At 65.6% G+C, this 15,893-nt stretch carries 20 protein-coding genes and 1 pseudogene; 9 read left to right on the top strand and 12 right to left on the bottom strand.

Annotation, left to right across the window (positions count from 1 at the left end):
* Nucleotides 1-378 precede the first annotated feature (378 nt).
* Nucleotides 379-1,239 carry a flagellar motor stator protein MotA gene (gene motA, locus APS40_RS00210; protein ID WP_055045142.1) on the top strand — a complete coding sequence of 287 codons (861 nt, stop codon included), beginning with the start codon at nt 379-381 and terminating at the stop codon, nt 1,237-1,239.
* 14 nt (nt 1,240-1,253) lie between these two features.
* Nucleotides 1,254-2,165, top strand: a complete 912-nt coding sequence (locus APS40_RS00215; protein ID WP_055045143.1) for a flagellar motor protein MotB — start codon at nt 1,254-1,256, stop codon at nt 2,163-2,165.
* Between the two features lie 88 nt (nt 2,166-2,253).
* Here APS40_RS00215 and APS40_RS00220 read toward each other — a convergent pair whose 3' ends face one another.
* Complete coding sequence (locus APS40_RS00220; RefSeq protein WP_055045144.1) at nt 2,254-2,460, bottom strand: cold-shock protein; 207 nt, start codon at nt 2,458-2,460, stop codon at nt 2,254-2,256.
* Between the two features lie 244 nt (nt 2,461-2,704).
* On the opposite strand from APS40_RS00220, the gene APS40_RS00225 reads away from it, so the two are divergent.
* From APS40_RS00225 to APS40_RS25260, 3 genes and pseudogenes are all read left to right on the top strand, one after another.
* On the top strand, nt 2,705-3,418 hold the full coding sequence (locus tag APS40_RS00225; protein ID WP_055045145.1) for an FG-GAP-like repeat-containing protein: 714 nt from the start codon (nt 2,705-2,707) through the stop codon (nt 3,416-3,418).
* Between the two features lie 33 nt (nt 3,419-3,451).
* Nucleotides 3,452-3,511: pseudogene (locus tag APS40_RS25560) on the top strand (hypothetical protein); the annotation flags it as partial.
* Nucleotides 3,512-3,601: 90 nt separating this feature from the next.
* Nucleotides 3,602-3,871 carry an FG-GAP repeat domain-containing protein gene (locus APS40_RS25260; protein ID WP_055045146.1) on the top strand — a complete coding sequence of 90 codons (270 nt, stop codon included), beginning with the start codon at nt 3,602-3,604 and terminating at the stop codon, nt 3,869-3,871.
* A gap of 51 nt (nt 3,872-3,922) precedes the next feature.
* Here APS40_RS25260 and APS40_RS00235 read toward each other — a convergent pair whose 3' ends face one another.
* Nucleotides 3,923-4,207 carry a glycine zipper domain-containing protein gene (locus tag APS40_RS00235; RefSeq protein WP_055045147.1) on the bottom strand — a complete coding sequence of 95 codons (285 nt, stop codon included), beginning with the start codon at nt 4,205-4,207 and terminating at the stop codon, nt 3,923-3,925.
* A gap of 129 nt (nt 4,208-4,336) precedes the next feature.
* Between APS40_RS00235 and APS40_RS00240 the strand changes: the two genes are divergently transcribed.
* Nucleotides 4,337-5,752, top strand: coding sequence for an MATE family efflux transporter (locus APS40_RS00240; protein ID WP_055045148.1), 1,416 nt, complete (start codon nt 4,337-4,339; stop codon nt 5,750-5,752).
* 10 nt (nt 5,753-5,762) lie between these two features.
* A complete protein-coding gene (locus APS40_RS00245; RefSeq protein WP_055045149.1) occupies nt 5,763-6,239 on the top strand; it encodes a YbaK/EbsC family protein in 477 nt (158 codons plus the stop codon).
* 22 nt (nt 6,240-6,261) lie between these two features.
* Here APS40_RS00245 and miaA read toward each other — a convergent pair whose 3' ends face one another.
* Complete coding sequence (miaA, locus tag APS40_RS00250) at nt 6,262-7,143, bottom strand: tRNA (adenosine(37)-N6)-dimethylallyltransferase MiaA (protein ID WP_055045150.1); 882 nt, start codon at nt 7,141-7,143, stop codon at nt 6,262-6,264.
* Nucleotides 7,144-7,167: 24 nt separating this feature from the next.
* Between miaA and serB the strand changes: the two genes are divergently transcribed.
* On the top strand, nt 7,168-8,040 hold the full coding sequence (gene serB, locus APS40_RS00255) for a phosphoserine phosphatase SerB (protein WP_055045151.1): 873 nt from the start codon (nt 7,168-7,170) through the stop codon (nt 8,038-8,040).
* On the top strand, nt 8,037-8,603 hold the full coding sequence (locus APS40_RS00260) for a GNAT family N-acetyltransferase (RefSeq protein ID WP_055045152.1): 567 nt from the start codon (nt 8,037-8,039) through the stop codon (nt 8,601-8,603). Before serB ends, APS40_RS00260 begins: the two co-directional genes overlap by 4 nt.
* A 167-nt stretch (nt 8,604-8,770) precedes the next feature.
* On the opposite strand, the gene APS40_RS00265 is transcribed toward APS40_RS00260, so the two are convergent.
* Genes APS40_RS00265 through APS40_RS00305 form a run of 9 tightly spaced genes read right to left on the bottom strand, consistent with a single transcriptional unit; the run spans nt 8,771 to nt 15,890 of the window.
* Nucleotides 8,771-10,261 carry a Do family serine endopeptidase gene (locus APS40_RS00265; RefSeq protein ID WP_055045153.1) on the bottom strand — a complete coding sequence of 497 codons (1,491 nt, stop codon included), beginning with the start codon at nt 10,259-10,261 and terminating at the stop codon, nt 8,771-8,773.
* A gap of 44 nt (nt 10,262-10,305) precedes the next feature.
* A complete protein-coding gene (locus APS40_RS00270; RefSeq protein ID WP_055045154.1) occupies nt 10,306-10,491 on the bottom strand; it encodes a DUF2065 domain-containing protein in 186 nt (61 codons plus the stop codon).
* Nucleotides 10,492-11,568 (bottom strand): protease modulator HflC, encoded by a 1,077-nt coding sequence (gene hflC / locus APS40_RS00275; RefSeq protein WP_055045155.1) that lies wholly within the window; start codon nt 11,566-11,568, stop codon nt 10,492-10,494.
* 3 nt (nt 11,569-11,571) lie between these two features.
* Nucleotides 11,572-12,687, bottom strand: coding sequence for an FtsH protease activity modulator HflK (gene hflK / locus APS40_RS00280; protein WP_055045156.1), 1,116 nt, complete (start codon nt 12,685-12,687; stop codon nt 11,572-11,574).
* A gap of 60 nt (nt 12,688-12,747) precedes the next feature.
* Complete coding sequence (locus APS40_RS00285) at nt 12,748-13,272, bottom strand: dihydrofolate reductase (protein ID WP_055045157.1); 525 nt, start codon at nt 13,270-13,272, stop codon at nt 12,748-12,750.
* On the bottom strand, nt 13,269-13,748 hold the full coding sequence (locus APS40_RS00290; protein WP_055045158.1) for a GNAT family N-acetyltransferase: 480 nt from the start codon (nt 13,746-13,748) through the stop codon (nt 13,269-13,271). The genes APS40_RS00285 and APS40_RS00290 overlap by 4 nt, the downstream gene beginning before the upstream one ends.
* A complete protein-coding gene (locus APS40_RS00295) occupies nt 13,745-14,071 on the bottom strand; it encodes a MazG nucleotide pyrophosphohydrolase domain-containing protein (RefSeq protein ID WP_055045159.1) in 327 nt (108 codons plus the stop codon). The genes APS40_RS00290 and APS40_RS00295 overlap by 4 nt, the downstream gene beginning before the upstream one ends.
* Nucleotides 14,071-15,099, bottom strand: coding sequence for a DUF4424 domain-containing protein (locus tag APS40_RS00300; RefSeq protein WP_055045160.1), 1,029 nt, complete (start codon nt 15,097-15,099; stop codon nt 14,071-14,073). Before APS40_RS00300 ends, APS40_RS00295 begins: the two co-directional genes overlap by 1 nt.
* Nucleotides 15,096-15,890: a thymidylate synthase gene (locus tag APS40_RS00305; RefSeq protein WP_055045161.1), complete on the bottom strand. Its 795-nt coding sequence runs from the start codon at nt 15,888-15,890 to the stop codon at nt 15,096-15,098. The genes APS40_RS00300 and APS40_RS00305 overlap by 4 nt, the downstream gene beginning before the upstream one ends.
* Between the last annotated feature and the right edge of the window lie 3 nt (nt 15,891-15,893).

The following is a 15,893-nucleotide window of genomic DNA, read 5'->3' on the forward strand; positions in this document are numbered from 1 at the left end:
GGCCGACAATAGCACTGCACCCCCTGCCCGTCAGGAGTAAACTTGGCTGCGACCCAGGACTATTGCGCGGCCCGCCAGCACGTCTTCCGCGGCTTCCAGCCGAGCTTGGCTTACTTGCCGCACCAACCGGCAAAATCCGACGCGTTCTGACCATGCCGGCATTATCCGAACCTTAACCGCGGCATTGCAGATTGGCTGTCGAACACCGGCGCCGCTGAAGGGCGCTGAAAAGACTGAGATACCGCGCGGCTTCGGGCGGATGTCGAGAAGCAGACAGGAGTCGCTTCGAACATACAAGGCTGCCGGATCGGACCGCGCCGATCGCCGCCTCGGGTTCGCAGGACCTCTGTCCCTGATTAGTAGCGCGGGTCCTGTTATATGCGTCTCATCATCGGCATTGTGGTGATCTTTGCCAGCGTCATCGGCGGCTATGTCGCCATGGGCGGGCACCTCGAAGTGCTGATCCAGCCGTTCGAGGCGGTGATCATCCTCGGGGCGGCCTTCGGCGCCTACATCATCGGCAATACCGGGCCGGTGCTGAAGCAGACGGCCAGCATCTTCGGCATCCTGTTCCGCGGGCCCCGCTACGACAAGGCGGCCTATGTCGAGTTGCTCGGGCTGCAGTTCACGCTGTTCAAGCTGGTGCAGGCCAAGGGGGTGCTCGCGCTCGAACCGCACATCGAAGACCCCGACAACTCCTCGATCTTCCAGCGCTTCCCGACCTTCGCCAGGAACCATCACGCAGTGGAGTTCATGTGCGACTACCTGCGCATGGTGACGCTCGGCAGCAACGTCGCCCACGAGATGGAAGCGTTGATGGATGAGGAACTGGAGACCCACCACCAGGAGAACGAGCGCCTCGTCGCAGCGGTACAGGCGCTGGCCGACGGGACACCGGCGCTGGGCATCGTCGCCGCCGTGCTCGGCGTGATCAAAACCATGGGTTCGATCAGCGAGCCGCCCGAGGTGCTCGGCCACATGATCGGCGGCGCGCTGGTGGGCACCTTCCTCGGCGTGTTCGTCGCCTACGGCTTCTTCGGCCCGATGGCGCAGTCGCTGCGCAACATCTTCGAGGCGGAGTCGAAATACTTCCTGTCGATGAAGGTCGGCCTGCTCGCCCAGATGTCGGGCTACGCACCGGCCATCGCCGTCGAGTTCGCCCGCAAGGCGCTGATGTCCGAAGTTCGGCCGACCTTCGCCGAAATCGACGAGGCCACCGCCAACCTGCCGGCATCGTAAGGGACCGCACCGCCATGGCGCGCAACGAACAGACCATCATCATCAAGAAGGTCAAGCGGGCCAGCCACGCACACCATGGCGGCGCCTGGAAGATCGCCTATGCCGACTTCGTGACCGCCATGATGGCGTTCTTCCTGCTGTTGTGGCTGATCAGCATGACCACGCCGGAGCAGAAGAAGGGCCTCGCCGACTATTTTGCTCCGCCCAATGTCAGCGAGAACAGCAGCGGCGCCGGAGGCGTCATGGGCGGCCTGGCCTTCTCCGAGGACGGCGCCAAGATTGCTGTTGAATCCAACAAGGACGCGCTGACGGCGCCGGAGAGCAGCGAGGCCGGGCCCAAGATGGAATCCCGCGGCGGCATCGCCGAGATTGGCGGCAGCCAATACGACGCCGTACGCGCCTCCAACGTGACGCTCGAATCGCGCTCCAACGCCGATTATCACGCGGCCGCAGCCAGCATTCGCCAGGCCTGGCAGTCCCTGCCCGACATCACCAAGATCGCTGACAACCTCCTGGTGCGCGAGACCGAGAACGGCCTCGATATCGAGATCATGGATCAGGAGGGGCGGCCGATGTTCCCCGAGGGATCGAAATATCCATACGAGGCCACCCGCAAGGCCATCGCGGCCCTGGCCCCCATCCTGCAAAAGCTCTCCAACCAGATCACCATCTCCGGCCACACTGCAGCAGGCGCGGTCTACGACAACCCGCGTTACGGCGCCTGGGACCTCTCGAGCGACCGAGCCAATGCGGTCCGCGCCATCCTCGGCGAATTCGGTCTCTCGGACGATCGCATCCGGGCGGTGAACGGCAGCGCCACCTCCGAACCGCTGTTTCCCAACGATCCCTATCTCGCCGGGAACGGCCGCGTACAGATCACCGTGCGCTACGAAGCGCCGCCGGTGCCGGCCGGGCTGAAGCCCTGACGGCGGGCGTCAGGCAACAAAAAAGGCCCCGAACGGGGCCTTTCTCATTTGCAGCGCGAAAGCCGCCGGCCTTCGCAGCACCACTCGATCAGAGCGACCGCAGATTGGTCGCCGAGACCTTGCCGTCGCGGCCGGTCTGCAGCTCGTAGCTGACCTTCTGTCCCTCGTTGAGGGTCGAGAGGCCGGAACGTTCGACTGCCGAGATATGGACAAACGCGTCCTTCGAGCCGTCGTTCGGCTGAATGAAGCCGAAGCCTTTGGTGGTGTTGAAGAACTTGACGGTGCCTTCGATCATGATGGCCCCCTTTCAATTGTCGTGCGCAGGACCTTCCTGCCTTGCACGCGTTCCTGGGTCGGCGACATGCCGCCCGGGTCTAACCGTTCACAATATCAAGAGGTAGCCAATTGGACCGCAAGCGGACCGAGCTGGTAGCGCAGGATGGAAGCGAAACGTTCTCGCAATATCTGCCTCCATTGCGCCTTATTCAAGGCCGGAGAGGATGATTGTCCGCGGAAGGCGACGGCTCTAGGCTCGGCTGATGGATCCACTTTGCACCCTGGTTGCAACCATCGGCCTCGGCATGTGCACGCCGGGAACGGCAACTGCCTACTTCGTGGACGTCTCGGCCGCCGCCCTGCCCGCCAAGCCCGGCTCCCCCAATGCCATGGCCGCTGGCGCCGCCGACCTCGACGGCGATGGTGATCTCGACCTGGCTATCGCCATCGAGTACGGCACCAATCGCGTACTGTTCAACGACGGTGCCGGCCGCTTCGGCGAGGGCGTTCTGGCCGGCCCGGGCGGCGACCACGAGGACGTGGCCATTGCCGATTGCGATCTCGACGGCGATCTGGACCTGGTGTTCGTCGGCGAAGACGACCAGGTGGTCGGCTATCACCGCAACGACGGATCGGCCGGTTTCACCGATATCTCGGACCGCCTTCCCAACCGCGCCACCTCCAACACGGTGGTTGCCGCGGACCTCGACGGCGATGGCGATGACGACCTTGTCACTGCCAATGCCGGACCCGATTTCGTCTGGGTCAACAACGGCGCCGATGGCTTTGCCGACGAGAGCGCAACCCGCCTGCCCCATCACGATGGCGTCAGCCAGGATATCGCTGCCGGGGACGTGGATGGCGATGGCGACATCGACCTGGCGTTCGGCAACGAGGACCGGAACCGGCTTTACCTGAACGATGGCGCGGGCGTCTTCACCGAAGCGGAGCTGCCGCTGCGCTCCACGCCCGAATAAACGCGCGACGTCCACCTTGTCGACGTCGATGCCGATGGCGACCTCGATCTCTATTTCGCCAACGTCCGCATCTTCAACGCCGATCGCGACCGGCAGGACCGACTGCTGCTCAACGATGGCGCAGGCCGCTTCACCGACGCGACCGCGACGCATCTCGAGCCGGACGACGAACTGACCACCGCGGTGGCCTTCATCGACTATGATGGGGATCGGGACCTCGACCTGATCCGCGGCCGCATGGGCGACCTGGGGGCGAAGCGTGCGGATTTTCCGCTGCTGGCCTTTGCCAATGACGGCGCGGGCCGTTTCACTGCAGCTGCGGGCGTCATTCCATCGATTAGCGGCGCCAATGCCTTCGATATCGAGGTTGCCGATTTCAACGGCGACGACCGGCAAGACCTCTTCGTTGCCAGCCGCGGCGGACCGGACCGGCTGCTGCTGGGGCGCAAATGAAATGGCCCGACGGTTTCCCGTCGGGCCATTGCACAAGTCACTGGTCGAGTGTCAGCCGTTCGGCGAGCACGGCGCCAGGTAACGACGACCGTTGCGGTCTTCCCAGACACACTTGGTCGGGTCCTCGCGATAGCGACCAATGAGCTCGCCGGCCACCGCGCCGCTGATGCCGCCGACGGTCGCACCGACCAACGCGCCACCGACGGTACCCGTCGACACGCCACCGATGACCGCGCCGGCAATCGCGCCGGTGCTGGCAGTCTTCTCGGTGGTCGAGCACGCCGTGAGCGTCATCGCCCCGGCCAGAACCACGGCGATGGATAGAACTTTACGCATGAATACCCTCCGGGAGGTTGTTAAGACTCGAGCCCACGGCGACAATGCGCGGGGTCGCAATAGGTTCCGCATGAACTTGAGGCAAATCGTTGGCTGAGGTAAGGGTCCCGCGCGATTGGGATTACCACAATGAACGAGCCGACGACGGTGCCGGTAGCCGGCACCGATGCTTCAATTTCTGCCAACGGATGGGCAACTGAGCTTCGCGCCAGCTTCGCGTTGGCCTGGCCATTGATCGTCGCGCAGCTGGCGCAGAACCTGCTGTTCACCACCGATGTGGTGCTGATGGGCTGGCTCGGTCCGAAATACCTCGCCGCCGCCACCCTCGCCGGCGCCTTCCTGGTGCCATTCCAGCTGACCGGTATCGGCATTGTCGGTGCGGTGGCGCCTCTGGTGGCGCAGGCCCGCGGACGCGGTGACATCAAGGCGGTGCGCCGCATCGTGCGCCAGGGTTTCTGGGTCGCCATCCTCGTAGCGACGCTCCTGGTGCCGATCGTTCTCAGCATCCGGCCGATCTATCTCGCGATCGGCCAGGACCCCGAAGTCACGGCCCTGGCCGAGAGCTACATGTTCGCCGGATTCTGGATGCTTTACCCGGCACTCGGCATCATGGTGGTGCGCTCGTTCCTTTCGGCGTTTGCCGCAACGCGCGTCATCCTGGTCGTCACGCTGATCGGCGTGCTGGTCAATGCGCTGCTCGCCTACACGCTGATCTTCGGCCATTTCGGCTTCCCGCGCCTTGAACTGCGCGGTGCGGCGCTCGCCACCGGCCTCGTCAACGTGGTGATGTTCCTTTGCCTGCTGGGATATGTAACGACACACCGCAAGCTGAAGCGCTTCCACATCCTGGCGCGCTTCTTCAAACCCGACTGGCCGCGCTTTTTCGAGATCCTCAAGGTCGGGCTGCCGATCGGACTTACCGTCGCGGCGGAAGTCGGGCTGTTCTCGGTCGCCGCCATCCTGATGGGCCGGCTCGGCACCAACGAGACAGCCGCGCATGCCGTGGCGCTGCAGCTGGCGTCGACTGCCTTCATGGTGCCGCTCGGGCTCGGCATGGCCGCCACGGTGCGGGTCGGCCTCGCTTATGGTCGCGGCGACGCCGAGGGCGTGCGGCTTGCCGGCTGGACCGCGATCGTCATGGGCACCGGTTTCATGGCGCTGACCGCGACGCTGTTCCTCGCCATCCCGCACGCGCTGGTGACGATCTTCCTCGACAGTTCCGACCCGGCCAACGCCACGGCGCTGATGCTCGCCGCCACCTATCTCGGCATCGCCGGCATCTTCCAGCTGGCCGACGGCGCACAGGTGGTCGCGGCCCATTCGTTGCGCGGCCTCTCGGACACCCGCACCCCGATGCTGCTGGCAATCTTCGGCTACTGGTGCGTCGGCCTGCCGACCGCTTACGTGCTCGGCTTCGTCTTAGACCTGCGCGGCGTCGGGGTCTGGCTGGGACTTGCGACCGGCCTCGCCTTCGTGGCGATATTGCTGGTCAGCCGCTTCGCCCTGCGCGGGCGGCTCCGACTGATGAAGCCCTCCGCCGTCTAGGAATCCGCCAATGCCGCCACTCAAGCCTGCCGAACAGCGCGTCGCCGACGCCCTCGCCAACCATGCCTTAACGGCGCAGGTGATCGTCCTCGAGCAACTGGCGACCACCGCCCAGATGGCCGCCGATGCCTTGGGCGTCGAGGTCGGGCGCATCGTCAAGTCGCTGCTGTTCAAGGGCAAGGACAGCGGCAAGCCGTATCTGCTGCTCGTCTCGGGCAGCAATCGCGTGCACGAGAAGCGCGCCGGCCAACGCATCGGTGAGGCGCTCGAACGGCCCGATGCGGATTTCGTCAAGCTCCATACTGGTTTCTCGATCGGCGGCGTATCGCCCTATGGCCACCCTGTCCCGCTCGTCACCTATCTCGACGACGCGCTCTACAACTACGGTACGGTCTGGGCCGCCGCGGGCGACCCGCGCTCGGTGTTCGAGATCACCGCCGCCGATCTCGAGCGCACCACCGGTGCGACCCGCATCGACGTCACCTGAGGCATGTCCGCCTGCACGCTCGTCAGGGCGCGATCCAGTTCCAGTCGGCCATGCGGTTGCGGAACCAGGTACGCTGGCGCTTGGCGTATTGCCGGGTGGCGATGACGGCGCGTTCGATCGCGATCTCCTCGTCGATCTCACCGGCCAGCATGGCCGCGATTTCCGGCACGCCGATCGCCTTCATGGCCGGCAGGCTGGGGTCGAGCCGCAGCGCCAGCAGCGCCTCCACCTCTTCGACGGCACCACCGGCGAACATGGCTTCGAATCGCCGGGCGATCCGCTGCCGCAGCACTTCGCGATCGGGGTTGAGCACCAGCCGCTCGAGCGCAAACCCGTCGAGCAGCGCGGTCTGCGCCTCGTCCTGATAGCTGGCCAGCGACCGTCCGGTCGCCTGCAGCACGGCGAGCGCCCGGATCACGCGCTGCGGATCGGGCGCTTTCAGCCGGCTCGCCATCAGCGGGTCACGCGCCATGATCAGCCGGCCGCGCGCCTCCCGATCAAGCCCCTCGACCTCGGCCGCGGCGATCGCCATGGCCTCCGCCGGCACCTCCGGCACGTCGGCAAAGCCGCTGCTGAGCACATCGAAATAGAGCCCGGTGCCGCCGACGAAGATCAGCGGCCGATCGCCTTCCGCCTCGATGACCGCGGCCGCCGCCCGAGCCCATTCGCCGGTCGAGAAACGAACCGACGGATGCACCGCGCCATAGAGCCGGTGCGGCACCCCGGCCATCTCGATGTCGGACGGTCGGGCCGTCAGCAATTGCAGCACCTGATAGACCTGCAACGCGTCGGTATTGATGATCACTCCGCCCTGCTCACGCGCCAGATCGAGCGCCAGCGCCGACTTGCCGCTGGCAGTCGGACCCGCTATCAACACCGCTCGCCTCTCGGGGCGTTTGCCCATCCTTTTCAGGCCCTTCTCACGCACATGACGGTACTCTGCCTCATCGCCAACCCGGCTGATCCTGCAATTGACTCGGCGCTGGTGGCGGCGATCCAGCACGAGACCGGGGGTGAGATCAACTGGCTGCATCAGCGCATCGCCTGCGAGATCGAGCGGCCCAACGCCGCCGATCCGGTAGCGGCCGTCCGAGCGATCATCGGCAACCGCCCGGTCGACGTCGCCCTGGTCCCGGCCGAGGCCCGGCGCAAGCAGGTGCTGGTTGCCGACATGGATTCGACCATGATCGAGCAGGAATGCATCGACGAGCTCGCAGACGCCGTCGGCATCAAGGCCGAGGTGGCCGCCATCACCGAGCGGGCCATGAACGGCGAACTCGATTTCGAACAGGCGCTGCGTACCCGCGTCGCCCTGATCAAGGGCCTCGAGCGGGCGACCATCGAGGAGATCCGGCGCGAGCGCATCACCCTCGCCCCCGGCGGCCGCGCCCTGATCCACACCATGAAGGCCTACGGCGCCTACACCTCGCTGGTCTCGGGCGGCTTCACCTTCTTTGCCGACTATTTCGCCAAGCGGATCGGCTTCGACGAGGCCATTGCCAACGTGCTGGAGTTCGACGGCGACCGGTTGACCGGCACCGTGGCGGCTCCGATCGTCGACAAGTCGACAAAGCTCAATCGCCTCGAGACCCTTGCGGCCGAGCGCAACCTGCCGATGCGCGCTACCATGGCGGTGGGTGACGGCGCAAATGACCTCGACATGATCAAGGCCGCGGGCTTCGGCGTCGCTCTCCATGCCAAGCCGCATGTCGCCGCCGAGGCCGGCATCAGGATCGACCATGGCGACCTCACCGCCCTGCTCTACCTGCAGGGCTACACCGACGAGGACATCGTCAGGTGAGGCTGGAGACGGAGCGACTGATCCTCAGGTCGTGGGAAAGCCGCGACCTCGCTCCGCTGGCGGCAGTGCTAGGCGATCCCGAAGTACGCCGGTTCTATCCCTCGACGGCTACGCCCGAGCAGACGCGGGCGCAGCTCGATTTCTCGATCGACAGGCAGACCGTTGCCGGCTTCCACTTCGGCGCGGCGGAACTCAGGGCCACCGGCCGGTTCGTCGGCCTTGTCGGCCTCGGCTACATCCCCGACGAGACGCGCGCCGCCATTCGAGGCGAGCCGCTGGTGGAAATTGGCTGGCAGTTGGACAAGGCGTTCTGGGGGCTGGGCCTTGCGCCAGAGGGTGCCCGGGCCTGGCTCGACTACGGCTTCGGCACGCTGAACCTGCCGGAGATCGTCGCCTTCACCTACGCCGGCAACCTCCCCAGCCAGCGGGTTATGGAAAAGATCGGCATGATGCGCGACGCCAAAGCCGATTTCGAGCACCCGCGCCTGGCGCCCGGGCATCCGCTGCGGTCGCACGTCGTCTATCGGATCGCTAATCCTGCCTTACGCCACAAGCAGCAATGACGCGTCCCCTCTCCCAATTGGGGAGAGGGTCAGGGTGAGCGGCGCCAGGCGCACCAGATAGGCCGTTGCCCTGCACACTTGCCGACATGACAGGCCGGTTTGCTTGGCGCCCCTCACCCCATCCCTCTTCCCAAAGGGGCGAGGGGGCGCTGGGGCGCAGCCGGTGACTAGCTCAGCCGGACCGCAATGAACCGGCTGGTGCCGGTCGGATCAACGACCTTGAACAGCACGGCCGGTCGGCCGGCCTCCTTGGCCGCTCCCACCAGTTCCTTCAGCTCGTCCACCGTGCCGATCTCCTTCTGGTTCACTTCGGTGACCAGCAGACCGGCGATGAAACCCTTCTGGTCGGCATCGCTGCCACTCTTGACCGCGGTGACGACGATCCCGTCCTCTTCCGGTGCGATGCCGTACTCGGCACGGCTGGCGTCATCGAGCAGCGCCACGTCGAAGCCGACCATATCGGTCAGGCCGGGTGGCGGGGCATCGGGCTCCGCCACTGTCTCCTGCGGCGCTGGCGCCGGTTCAGGGGCGGCGGGCGCACTGTTCTTGGCGATCAGCTGTTCGCCCAGTTCCAGCCGCCCCAACGTAATGCTGAGCGTCGTCTCCTCGCCGTCGCGCAGCACTCTGACCGGCACGGCCTTGCCCACTTCGGTCTCCGCCACCACCCGCGGCAGGTCGCGCATGCGGGCGATCGGCTTGCCGTCGAACGCGAGGATGATGTCACCCTCGACCACCTGCCCGTCGGACGGACCGCCCTTGGTCACATCGATCACCAGCGCGCCGGCGGTGCTCTTGAGGCCCAGGCTGTTGGCGATATCCTCGCTCACCTCCTGGATGCCGACGCCCAGCCAGCCCCGACGCGTCTCGCCGAACTCGGCCAACTGGTCGATCACCGGGCGCGCCAGGTTGACCGGCACGGCAAAGCCGATGCCGAGCGAGGAGCCGCCACGGGCGATGATCGCGGTGTTGATGCCCACCACCTTGCCGTCCATGTCGAACAGCGGCCCGCCGGAATTGCCCTGGTTGATCGCTGCGTCGGTCTGGATGAACTGGTCATACGGGCCGGACTGGATGTCGCGGTTGCGCGCCGAAACGATCCCAAGCGTCACCGAGCCGCCGAGCCCGAACGGATTGCCGATGGCCATCACCCAGTCGCCCACCACCGCCTTGTCGCTGTCGCCGAACTCGACGAACGGCAACTCGTGCCCCGCATCGATCCTCAGCACCGCGAGGTCGGTCTTGTCATCCTTGCCGATGATCTTGGCCGGCAGCCGTGTGCCGTCCGTCAGGTAGACTTCGATCTGCTCGGCGCCTTCGATCACATGGTTGTTGGTGACCACGATGCCGTCGGCGGAGATGATGAAACCCGAGCCGAGGCTGCGCGCCTCCTGCATCTGCTCTTCGCCCAGCCCGTTATTGGGATTGTGCTCGTCGAACAGGTCTTCGAGCGGCGAGCCGTCCGGCAGGTCCGGGAACGGCACCCCACCGCCGCCGGGCACCTTGCGCGACGTGCCGATGTTGACCACGGCAGGCGAGAGTTGTTCGGCGAGGGCGGCAACCGATTCCGGCCCCTTGGCCATGGCGGGAAGGCTCGCGACCGGCAACACCAGCAGCCCGACCACAGCCAGGGCCCGCAACATCCGACCGGCAATAGGCATCGACTTCTCCCGCAACGACTCAGCGCTGGCCGCGTCTCTCGCGCTCAGCTCCGAAGCAGCCACAAGAGAACAAGTCCGACCCCGGCGCAAGCCAGCGCCGCCGCACGAATGCTTGAAGCCGGCGTCGATTGGATCGACGCCAGCAGCTTCTTCATCTGTTCGGGAAATGCGGCGTAAACGAGCCCTTCAAGGACCAGCACGAGGGCCAGTGCCGAGAAGAGCTCGAGCATTTACTGCGCCGGTACGGCCGGCACAGTTTCGGTGGCGGGTGCAGGCTCGGCCGACGGCGCCGGCGTGGCCGGAGCCGCAGTGGCCGGGGCGGTGGCCGGCGTGTCGTTCGCCGGTCCCGACAGGATCGGCGAATCCTCTGCCGGCTCCTCCACCAGCGGCGTCGCCGGGATCGGCGTGGTCGCTGCCTCGGGCGGCGGCGTCACGTTGTCCGGGTTCTGATTCTGGAAGAACCGGAAGAACTCGGAGTCCGGCGACAGCACCATGGTGGTGCCATTCGGGCCCAGCGCCGCCCGGTACGACTGCATCGAACGGTAGAAGTCGAAGAAGTCGGCGTCGCGGTTATAGGCGTCGGCGAAGATCTGGCTGCGCTGGCCATCGCCCTCGCCTCGCAGGATTTCCGCGTCACGGCGGGCCGCCGAGAGAATCTCGACCGCCTGACGGTCAGCGATAGCGCGCGCCGTCTGCGCCGCTTCCTGACCGCGGGCACGCAGCAGAGCTGCTTCGGCGAGGCGTTCGGCCTTCATGCGGTTGAAGGTGTCGGCCGAAACGCTCGGGTCGAGGTCCGTGCGCAGGATACGCACGTCGACCACCTCGATGCCCAGTTGCGCCATGTCGGGGCGGATCAGGTCGCGGGCTTCCCGCATCATCGCCGGACGCTGTTCCGACAAGGCTTCGGTGAAGGCGCGAAGACCGTAAACCTGACGCAGGGCCGCGTCGAAACGCGTCGAGATCCGGTCTTCCACCACGCGCAGGTCGCCGAGCGCACGCGCCCGGAACAGCCGCGGGTCGGAGACCCGGTAGGTCAGGAAGGCGTCAACGATGTAGAACTTGCCGTCCTTCACCTGCACCGTCATGTTGGCGATGTCGTAGCGCAACAGGCGGTCTTCGACGATCTGCACGGTGTCGATGAAGTTGGTCGGGATCTTGAAGTAGAGCCCGGGCTCGGTCTTGACGTCGGTGATCTGGCCGAACCGCATGACGATGGCCTGCTCGCGTTCGTTGACCACGAAGATCGACGACACGAAAATGTAGACAACGGCGATGACGGCGATGCCGAGAATGATGAGTCTGTTCATGGCTTACCTCGCCGTCGCGTCAGGAGTGGACGGCGTATTGTTCAGCGTCGAGTTCGGCCGGATCTCCGGCAGCGGCAGGTAGGGCACGACCCCCGATCCGGCGCTCTTGTCGACCAGCACCTTCTCCGAACCACCCAGCACCTGTTCCATGGTTTCGAGGAACAGACGCTTGCGCGTCACTTCCGGCGCCTTGGCGTACTCGGAATAGATCGAGAGGAAGCGAGCCGCCTCACCCTCTGCTTCCTGCACCACACGGTTCTTGTAGGCGGCCGCATCTTCGCGGACCTGCGCGGCCTGACCGCGAGCATCACCCAATAGGGTGTTGGCGTATTGGCGAGCCTCTTCCTGGAAGCGGTCCTCGTCCTGCTCGGCGCGCTGCACCTCGTTGAACGCGTCCGCCACTTCGGTCGGCGGCGCGGCCTGCTCGATGGCGACCTGCGACACCGTCACGCCCATGCTGTAGCTCTGTACGATCGACTGCACGATGCCGCGCACGTCATTCTGGATACCGGCGCGATCGTCGCGGAACACGTCCTGGGCCGGACGACGGCCGACGATCTCGCGCATGGCGCTTTCGCCGATCGAGCGCACCATGTCGTCGGGGTCCCGGACATTGAACAGGTAAGCCACCGGATCGGTCACCGACCAGAGCACGGAGAACTTCACATCGACGATATTCTGGTCGCCCGAGAGCATGAGGCCCTCTTCGGACTGCCCACGGCTGGACCCGACCGATCCGATCTCGGTGCGGTTTTCCGTGCGCGGCGCACGCTCGACGGTTTCAATCGGCCACAGCGCGAAATGCAGGCCCGCCGGCACGGTCTCGACCGGCTGGCCGAAACGCAGCTTCACCGCCCATTCCTGTTCCTGCACGGTGAAGACCGAGTTGGCGACCCAGAACGCACCCAGTGCGAGCACGACGCCGACTATGGTCCAGCGGCCTCCGGGAATGCCGCCCTGGAAACGATCGCGACCACGGGACAAGATCTCTTCGAGGTTCGGGGTGTTGCCGCCACCCCGGCGACCACCGCCGCCACCGCCACCACCCGGCGCTTGCCCCCAGGGTCCGCCGTTGTTGGAGTTGCGGCCTCCCCCGCCCGTATTGTTGTCCCAGGGCATACGCCACCTTTCAGCCGGATTGTCGATTGCCGCCCTATATAGGCAAGGGTTCTCGCGCGATCAACGTGCGGACGGTTCACGCCGGCGATAGACTTTTACGGTGAAGTCGGCGCTATCCCGCTCTGTGCGCAACAGTTCAGGCGTCGCTTCTACTTCCCATTGCTTGGGGTCGATGAATGGAAAGCGAGCATTTCCGGAGGGCGAGGCCGCCACATGTGTGACGTAAAGTCGCTCCGCCAGCGGCATGGCCTCGCGATAGATTTCCCCACCGCCGCCGATCATCACTTCCCCGGCGCCCTGCTCGGCGGCAATCTGCTGCGCCCGGGACAACGCCGCGGCGAGGTCGTGGAACACCAGCACACCGTCCGGCTGGTAAGCGGATTGCCGCGTCACCACCATGTTGATGCGCCCCGGCAGCGGCTTGCCGATGCTCTCGAAGGTCTTGCGTCCCATGATCAGCGGCTTGCCCATGGTGGTGCGCTTGAAATGGGCGAAGTCGGTCGGCAGGCGCCACGGAATCGCGCCGTCGGCGCCGATGACGCCGTTCTCGCCGACCGCGGCGATCATTGCCACCGGCACGCTCATGGCGCACCCAGCCGGGCCAGCGCCTCACCATCGACGCGGACCTTGGTCCACTCGTCCTGCATGACGCCGCCCTGCGCCTTGTAGAAGGCGATGGACGGCGCGTTCCAGTCGAGCACCCACCACTCGAAACGGCCGAGCCCTTCGCGCACGCAACGCTGCGCCAGGTTGACCAGCAGCGCCTTGCCCACACCGAGGCCACGGGCATCTGGCTCGACGAACAGGTCCTCCAGCCAGATGCCGTGCCGCCCCTGGAAGGTGGAGTAGGTGTAGAACCACAGCGCGAAGCCGACGGGTTTTCCCTCCCACTCGGCGATCTCGCAGAACACCTTGGGGTCGGCCCCGAACAGATCGCGCAGGATATCGGCCTCGCTGGCCTTGGCCTCGTGCGACAGCTTCTCGTACTCGGCGAGCGCCGCGATGAAGCGGACGATCAGTGCGGCATCGCGCGGCGTCGCACTGCGGATATTCAGGCTCATGGCGCAGCGCCCGGTCGCTTGAGATGGGCGAACCACTTGCGCTCCAGCGCTGCCTCGACGTCGATATCGTTGTGGCGACAGAACAGCAGCACCTGCGCCAGGAGGTCCGCCGCTTCATCTTCGAGCGCCGTGCGGATCGCCTGGTCCGAACGCTCGGCGACGCGGCCCCGACCGCTGCCGCGCAGGTACTCGGCGACCAGTTCTCCCGCCTCCTCCTGCAGCTTCAGGGCAAACCAGTCCGCGTCGCGCCGGATGGCGCACCGGGCCGCGTAAATGGCGGAAACCTGCTCGACCCGCTCGCTCAGTTCGGTCAGCGTCGCCATCAGCCGACGTTCGGCTCGGGGTTCTGCCGGTTGAGGATCAGCACCTCGAGTTCGCGGTCGTAGGGCGGCCACCAGTCCTTGGCCTCCATCTCGAAGGTCGTCGGGCCGGTCTTCGTCACCTTGCCGTCCCAGCAGAACGACACCAGGTTCTGCGGCAGCCCCTTGTCGATGGTCAGGTGGAACCTGCCGATCGGGCCCGCCCAGTTGGCGCCGGTCGACCAGATATAGCTGAGCCAGCTCTCGGTGAATGGTGCGCCATACGGTTCGTCCGGATTGGGCAGCGTCTTCTTGACCGTGCCGATGAAATTGTCGTCGGTGCAGTACTTGCGCTTGTATTCCGCCGCCGGGTCGTAGCCGTCATAAGGTGGCGACAGGAACGTCACGGCGACGGTGCCCCCGACGCTCGGCTTGTACCGGTGCTCCACCGTCACGGTCTCGCCGGCAGGGAAATGCGCCTCCCAGCTATAGGTCGAGCGCAGCGTCCACACCGGCAGGTACTCGGTCTGCATCCCCTGCCCCTGGTCGAACTCCATCGGGATCACCAGGGCACGGTGCAGCAGTTCCTTCTTGGTCGCGTCGTCGAGGGCGTTGATCGCCGTCACCGTCGCCTCGCCATAGGGCGTCAGCGGCAGGCCCAGATCGGTGAGATACCGGGTATAGTCGATATTGGTCGCGAACACGTATTGGTGCAGTTCGGCCGCTACCGGCTCGCCGTTCACCAGGCTGGTGAAACCGAAGATGTTTTCGGGGTCTTCGGTGGGGATCGCCACCATGAAATCACCGTCGCCGGTGATGTCGGGCATCGGAAACGCGACCAGGGTGTCGGCATCCTCGTTGCCTTCATTCCTGAACTCGTACTTCACCCGCACCTCTTCGGGCGAGACATAGAGATCCTCACTCAGCATCTTCACGTCGTCGGTCTGGACGAACACCAGGCCGCCGGCTCCCAGGCTCGACATGGTGTCGTTGGCGAAGCTCGGAGCTGCAGCCAGAGTTGCAAAGAGGATGGCAGTGGGGAGGAGCCTCATACCGCGATCTCTGCCTTGATGCTGGGATGCGCATCATAGTCGGTGATGGTGAAATCCTCGAACTCGAAATCGAAAATGTCGTGCTTGTCTGGATTGATCCTCAGCCGCGGCAACGGACGCGGATCGCGGCTGAGCTGCAGCCGGACCTGCTCGAAGTGATTGTGATAGAGATGCAGGTCGCCGAACGAGTGCACGAACTCGCCGGGCTCCAGCCCGGTCACCTGCGCCATCATCTCGGTCAGCAGCGCATAGGACGCGATGTTGAACGGCACCCCGAGGAACAGGTCGGCAGAGCGCTGATAGAGCTGGCAGCTCAGCCTGCCGTCCGCCACATAGAACTGGAACAGGCAGTGGCACGGCGGCAGTGCCATGTCATCGACCTCGGCCGGATTCCAGGCCGTGACGATGTGGCGACGCGAGTCCGGCTTGGTCTTGATGGAGTTCACCACGTTGGCGATCTGGTCGATGGTGCCGCCGTGTCCATCCGGCCAGCTGCGCCACTGCGAGCCGTAGACCGGCCCGAGGTCGCCGTTCTCGTCGGCCCATTCGTTCCAGATCCTGACGCCGCGCTCCTGCAGCCAGCGCACATTGGTCTCGCCGCGCAGGAACCAAAGCAGTTCGTAGATGATCGATTTGATGTGCAGCTTCTTGGTGGTCAGCAGCGGGAAGCCCTTGCCGAGATCGAAGCGGGTCTGCCGCCCGAATACCGAACGGGTGCCCGTACCGGTGCGATCGGGCCGATCGGTGCCGTTGTCGAGGACGTCGCGGAGAAGGTCGAGATACTGGCGCATCCG

It is taken from the genome of Devosia sp. A16 (assembly GCF_001402915.1).
Taxonomy (GTDB): Bacteria; Pseudomonadota; Alphaproteobacteria; order Rhizobiales; family Devosiaceae; genus Devosia_A.

Bases quoted from the DNA above. Each gene is read 5' to 3' on its own strand.
- serB (WP_055045151.1), top strand. From the start codon at position 7,168: ATGACGGTACTCTGCCTCATCGCCAACCCGGCTGATCCTGCAATTGAC.
- APS40_RS00235 (WP_055045147.1), bottom strand. From the start codon at position 4,207: ATGCGTAAAGTTCTATCCATCGCCGTGGTTCTGGCCGGGGCGATGACG.
- APS40_RS00305 (WP_055045161.1), bottom strand. From the start codon at position 15,890: ATGCGCCAGTATCTCGACCTTCTCCGCGACGTCCTCGACAACGGCACC.
- APS40_RS00225 (WP_055045145.1), top strand. From the start codon at position 2,705: ATGGATCCACTTTGCACCCTGGTTGCAACCATCGGCCTCGGCATGTGC.
- APS40_RS00245 (WP_055045149.1), top strand. From the start codon at position 5,763: ATGCCGCCACTCAAGCCTGCCGAACAGCGCGTCGCCGACGCCCTCGCC.
- APS40_RS00285 (WP_055045157.1), bottom strand. From the start codon at position 13,272: ATGAGCGTGCCGGTGGCAATGATCGCCGCGGTCGGCGAGAACGGCGTC.
- APS40_RS00240 (WP_055045148.1), top strand. From the start codon at position 4,337: ATGAACGAGCCGACGACGGTGCCGGTAGCCGGCACCGATGCTTCAATT.
- APS40_RS00295 (WP_055045159.1), bottom strand. From the start codon at position 14,071: ATGGCGACGCTGACCGAACTGAGCGAGCGGGTCGAGCAGGTTTCCGCC.
- APS40_RS00215 (WP_055045143.1), top strand. From the start codon at position 1,254: ATGGCGCGCAACGAACAGACCATCATCATCAAGAAGGTCAAGCGGGCC.
- hflC (WP_055045155.1), bottom strand. From the start codon at position 11,568: ATGAACAGACTCATCATTCTCGGCATCGCCGTCATCGCCGTTGTCTAC.
- APS40_RS00300 (WP_055045160.1), bottom strand. From the start codon at position 15,099: ATGAGGCTCCTCCCCACTGCCATCCTCTTTGCAACTCTGGCTGCAGCT.
- APS40_RS00265 (WP_055045153.1), bottom strand. From the start codon at position 10,261: ATGCCTATTGCCGGTCGGATGTTGCGGGCCCTGGCTGTGGTCGGGCTG.
- APS40_RS00290 (WP_055045158.1), bottom strand. From the start codon at position 13,748: ATGAGCCTGAATATCCGCAGTGCGACGCCGCGCGATGCCGCACTGATC.
- hflK (WP_055045156.1), bottom strand. From the start codon at position 12,687: ATGCCCTGGGACAACAATACGGGCGGGGGAGGCCGCAACTCCAACAAC.
- APS40_RS00270 (WP_055045154.1), bottom strand. From the start codon at position 10,491: ATGCTCGAGCTCTTCTCGGCACTGGCCCTCGTGCTGGTCCTTGAAGGG.
- miaA (WP_055045150.1), bottom strand. From the start codon at position 7,143: ATGGGCAAACGCCCCGAGAGGCGAGCGGTGTTGATAGCGGGTCCGACT.
- motA (WP_055045142.1), top strand. From the start codon at position 379: ATGCGTCTCATCATCGGCATTGTGGTGATCTTTGCCAGCGTCATCGGC.
- APS40_RS00220 (WP_055045144.1), bottom strand. From the start codon at position 2,460: ATGATCGAAGGCACCGTCAAGTTCTTCAACACCACCAAAGGCTTCGGC.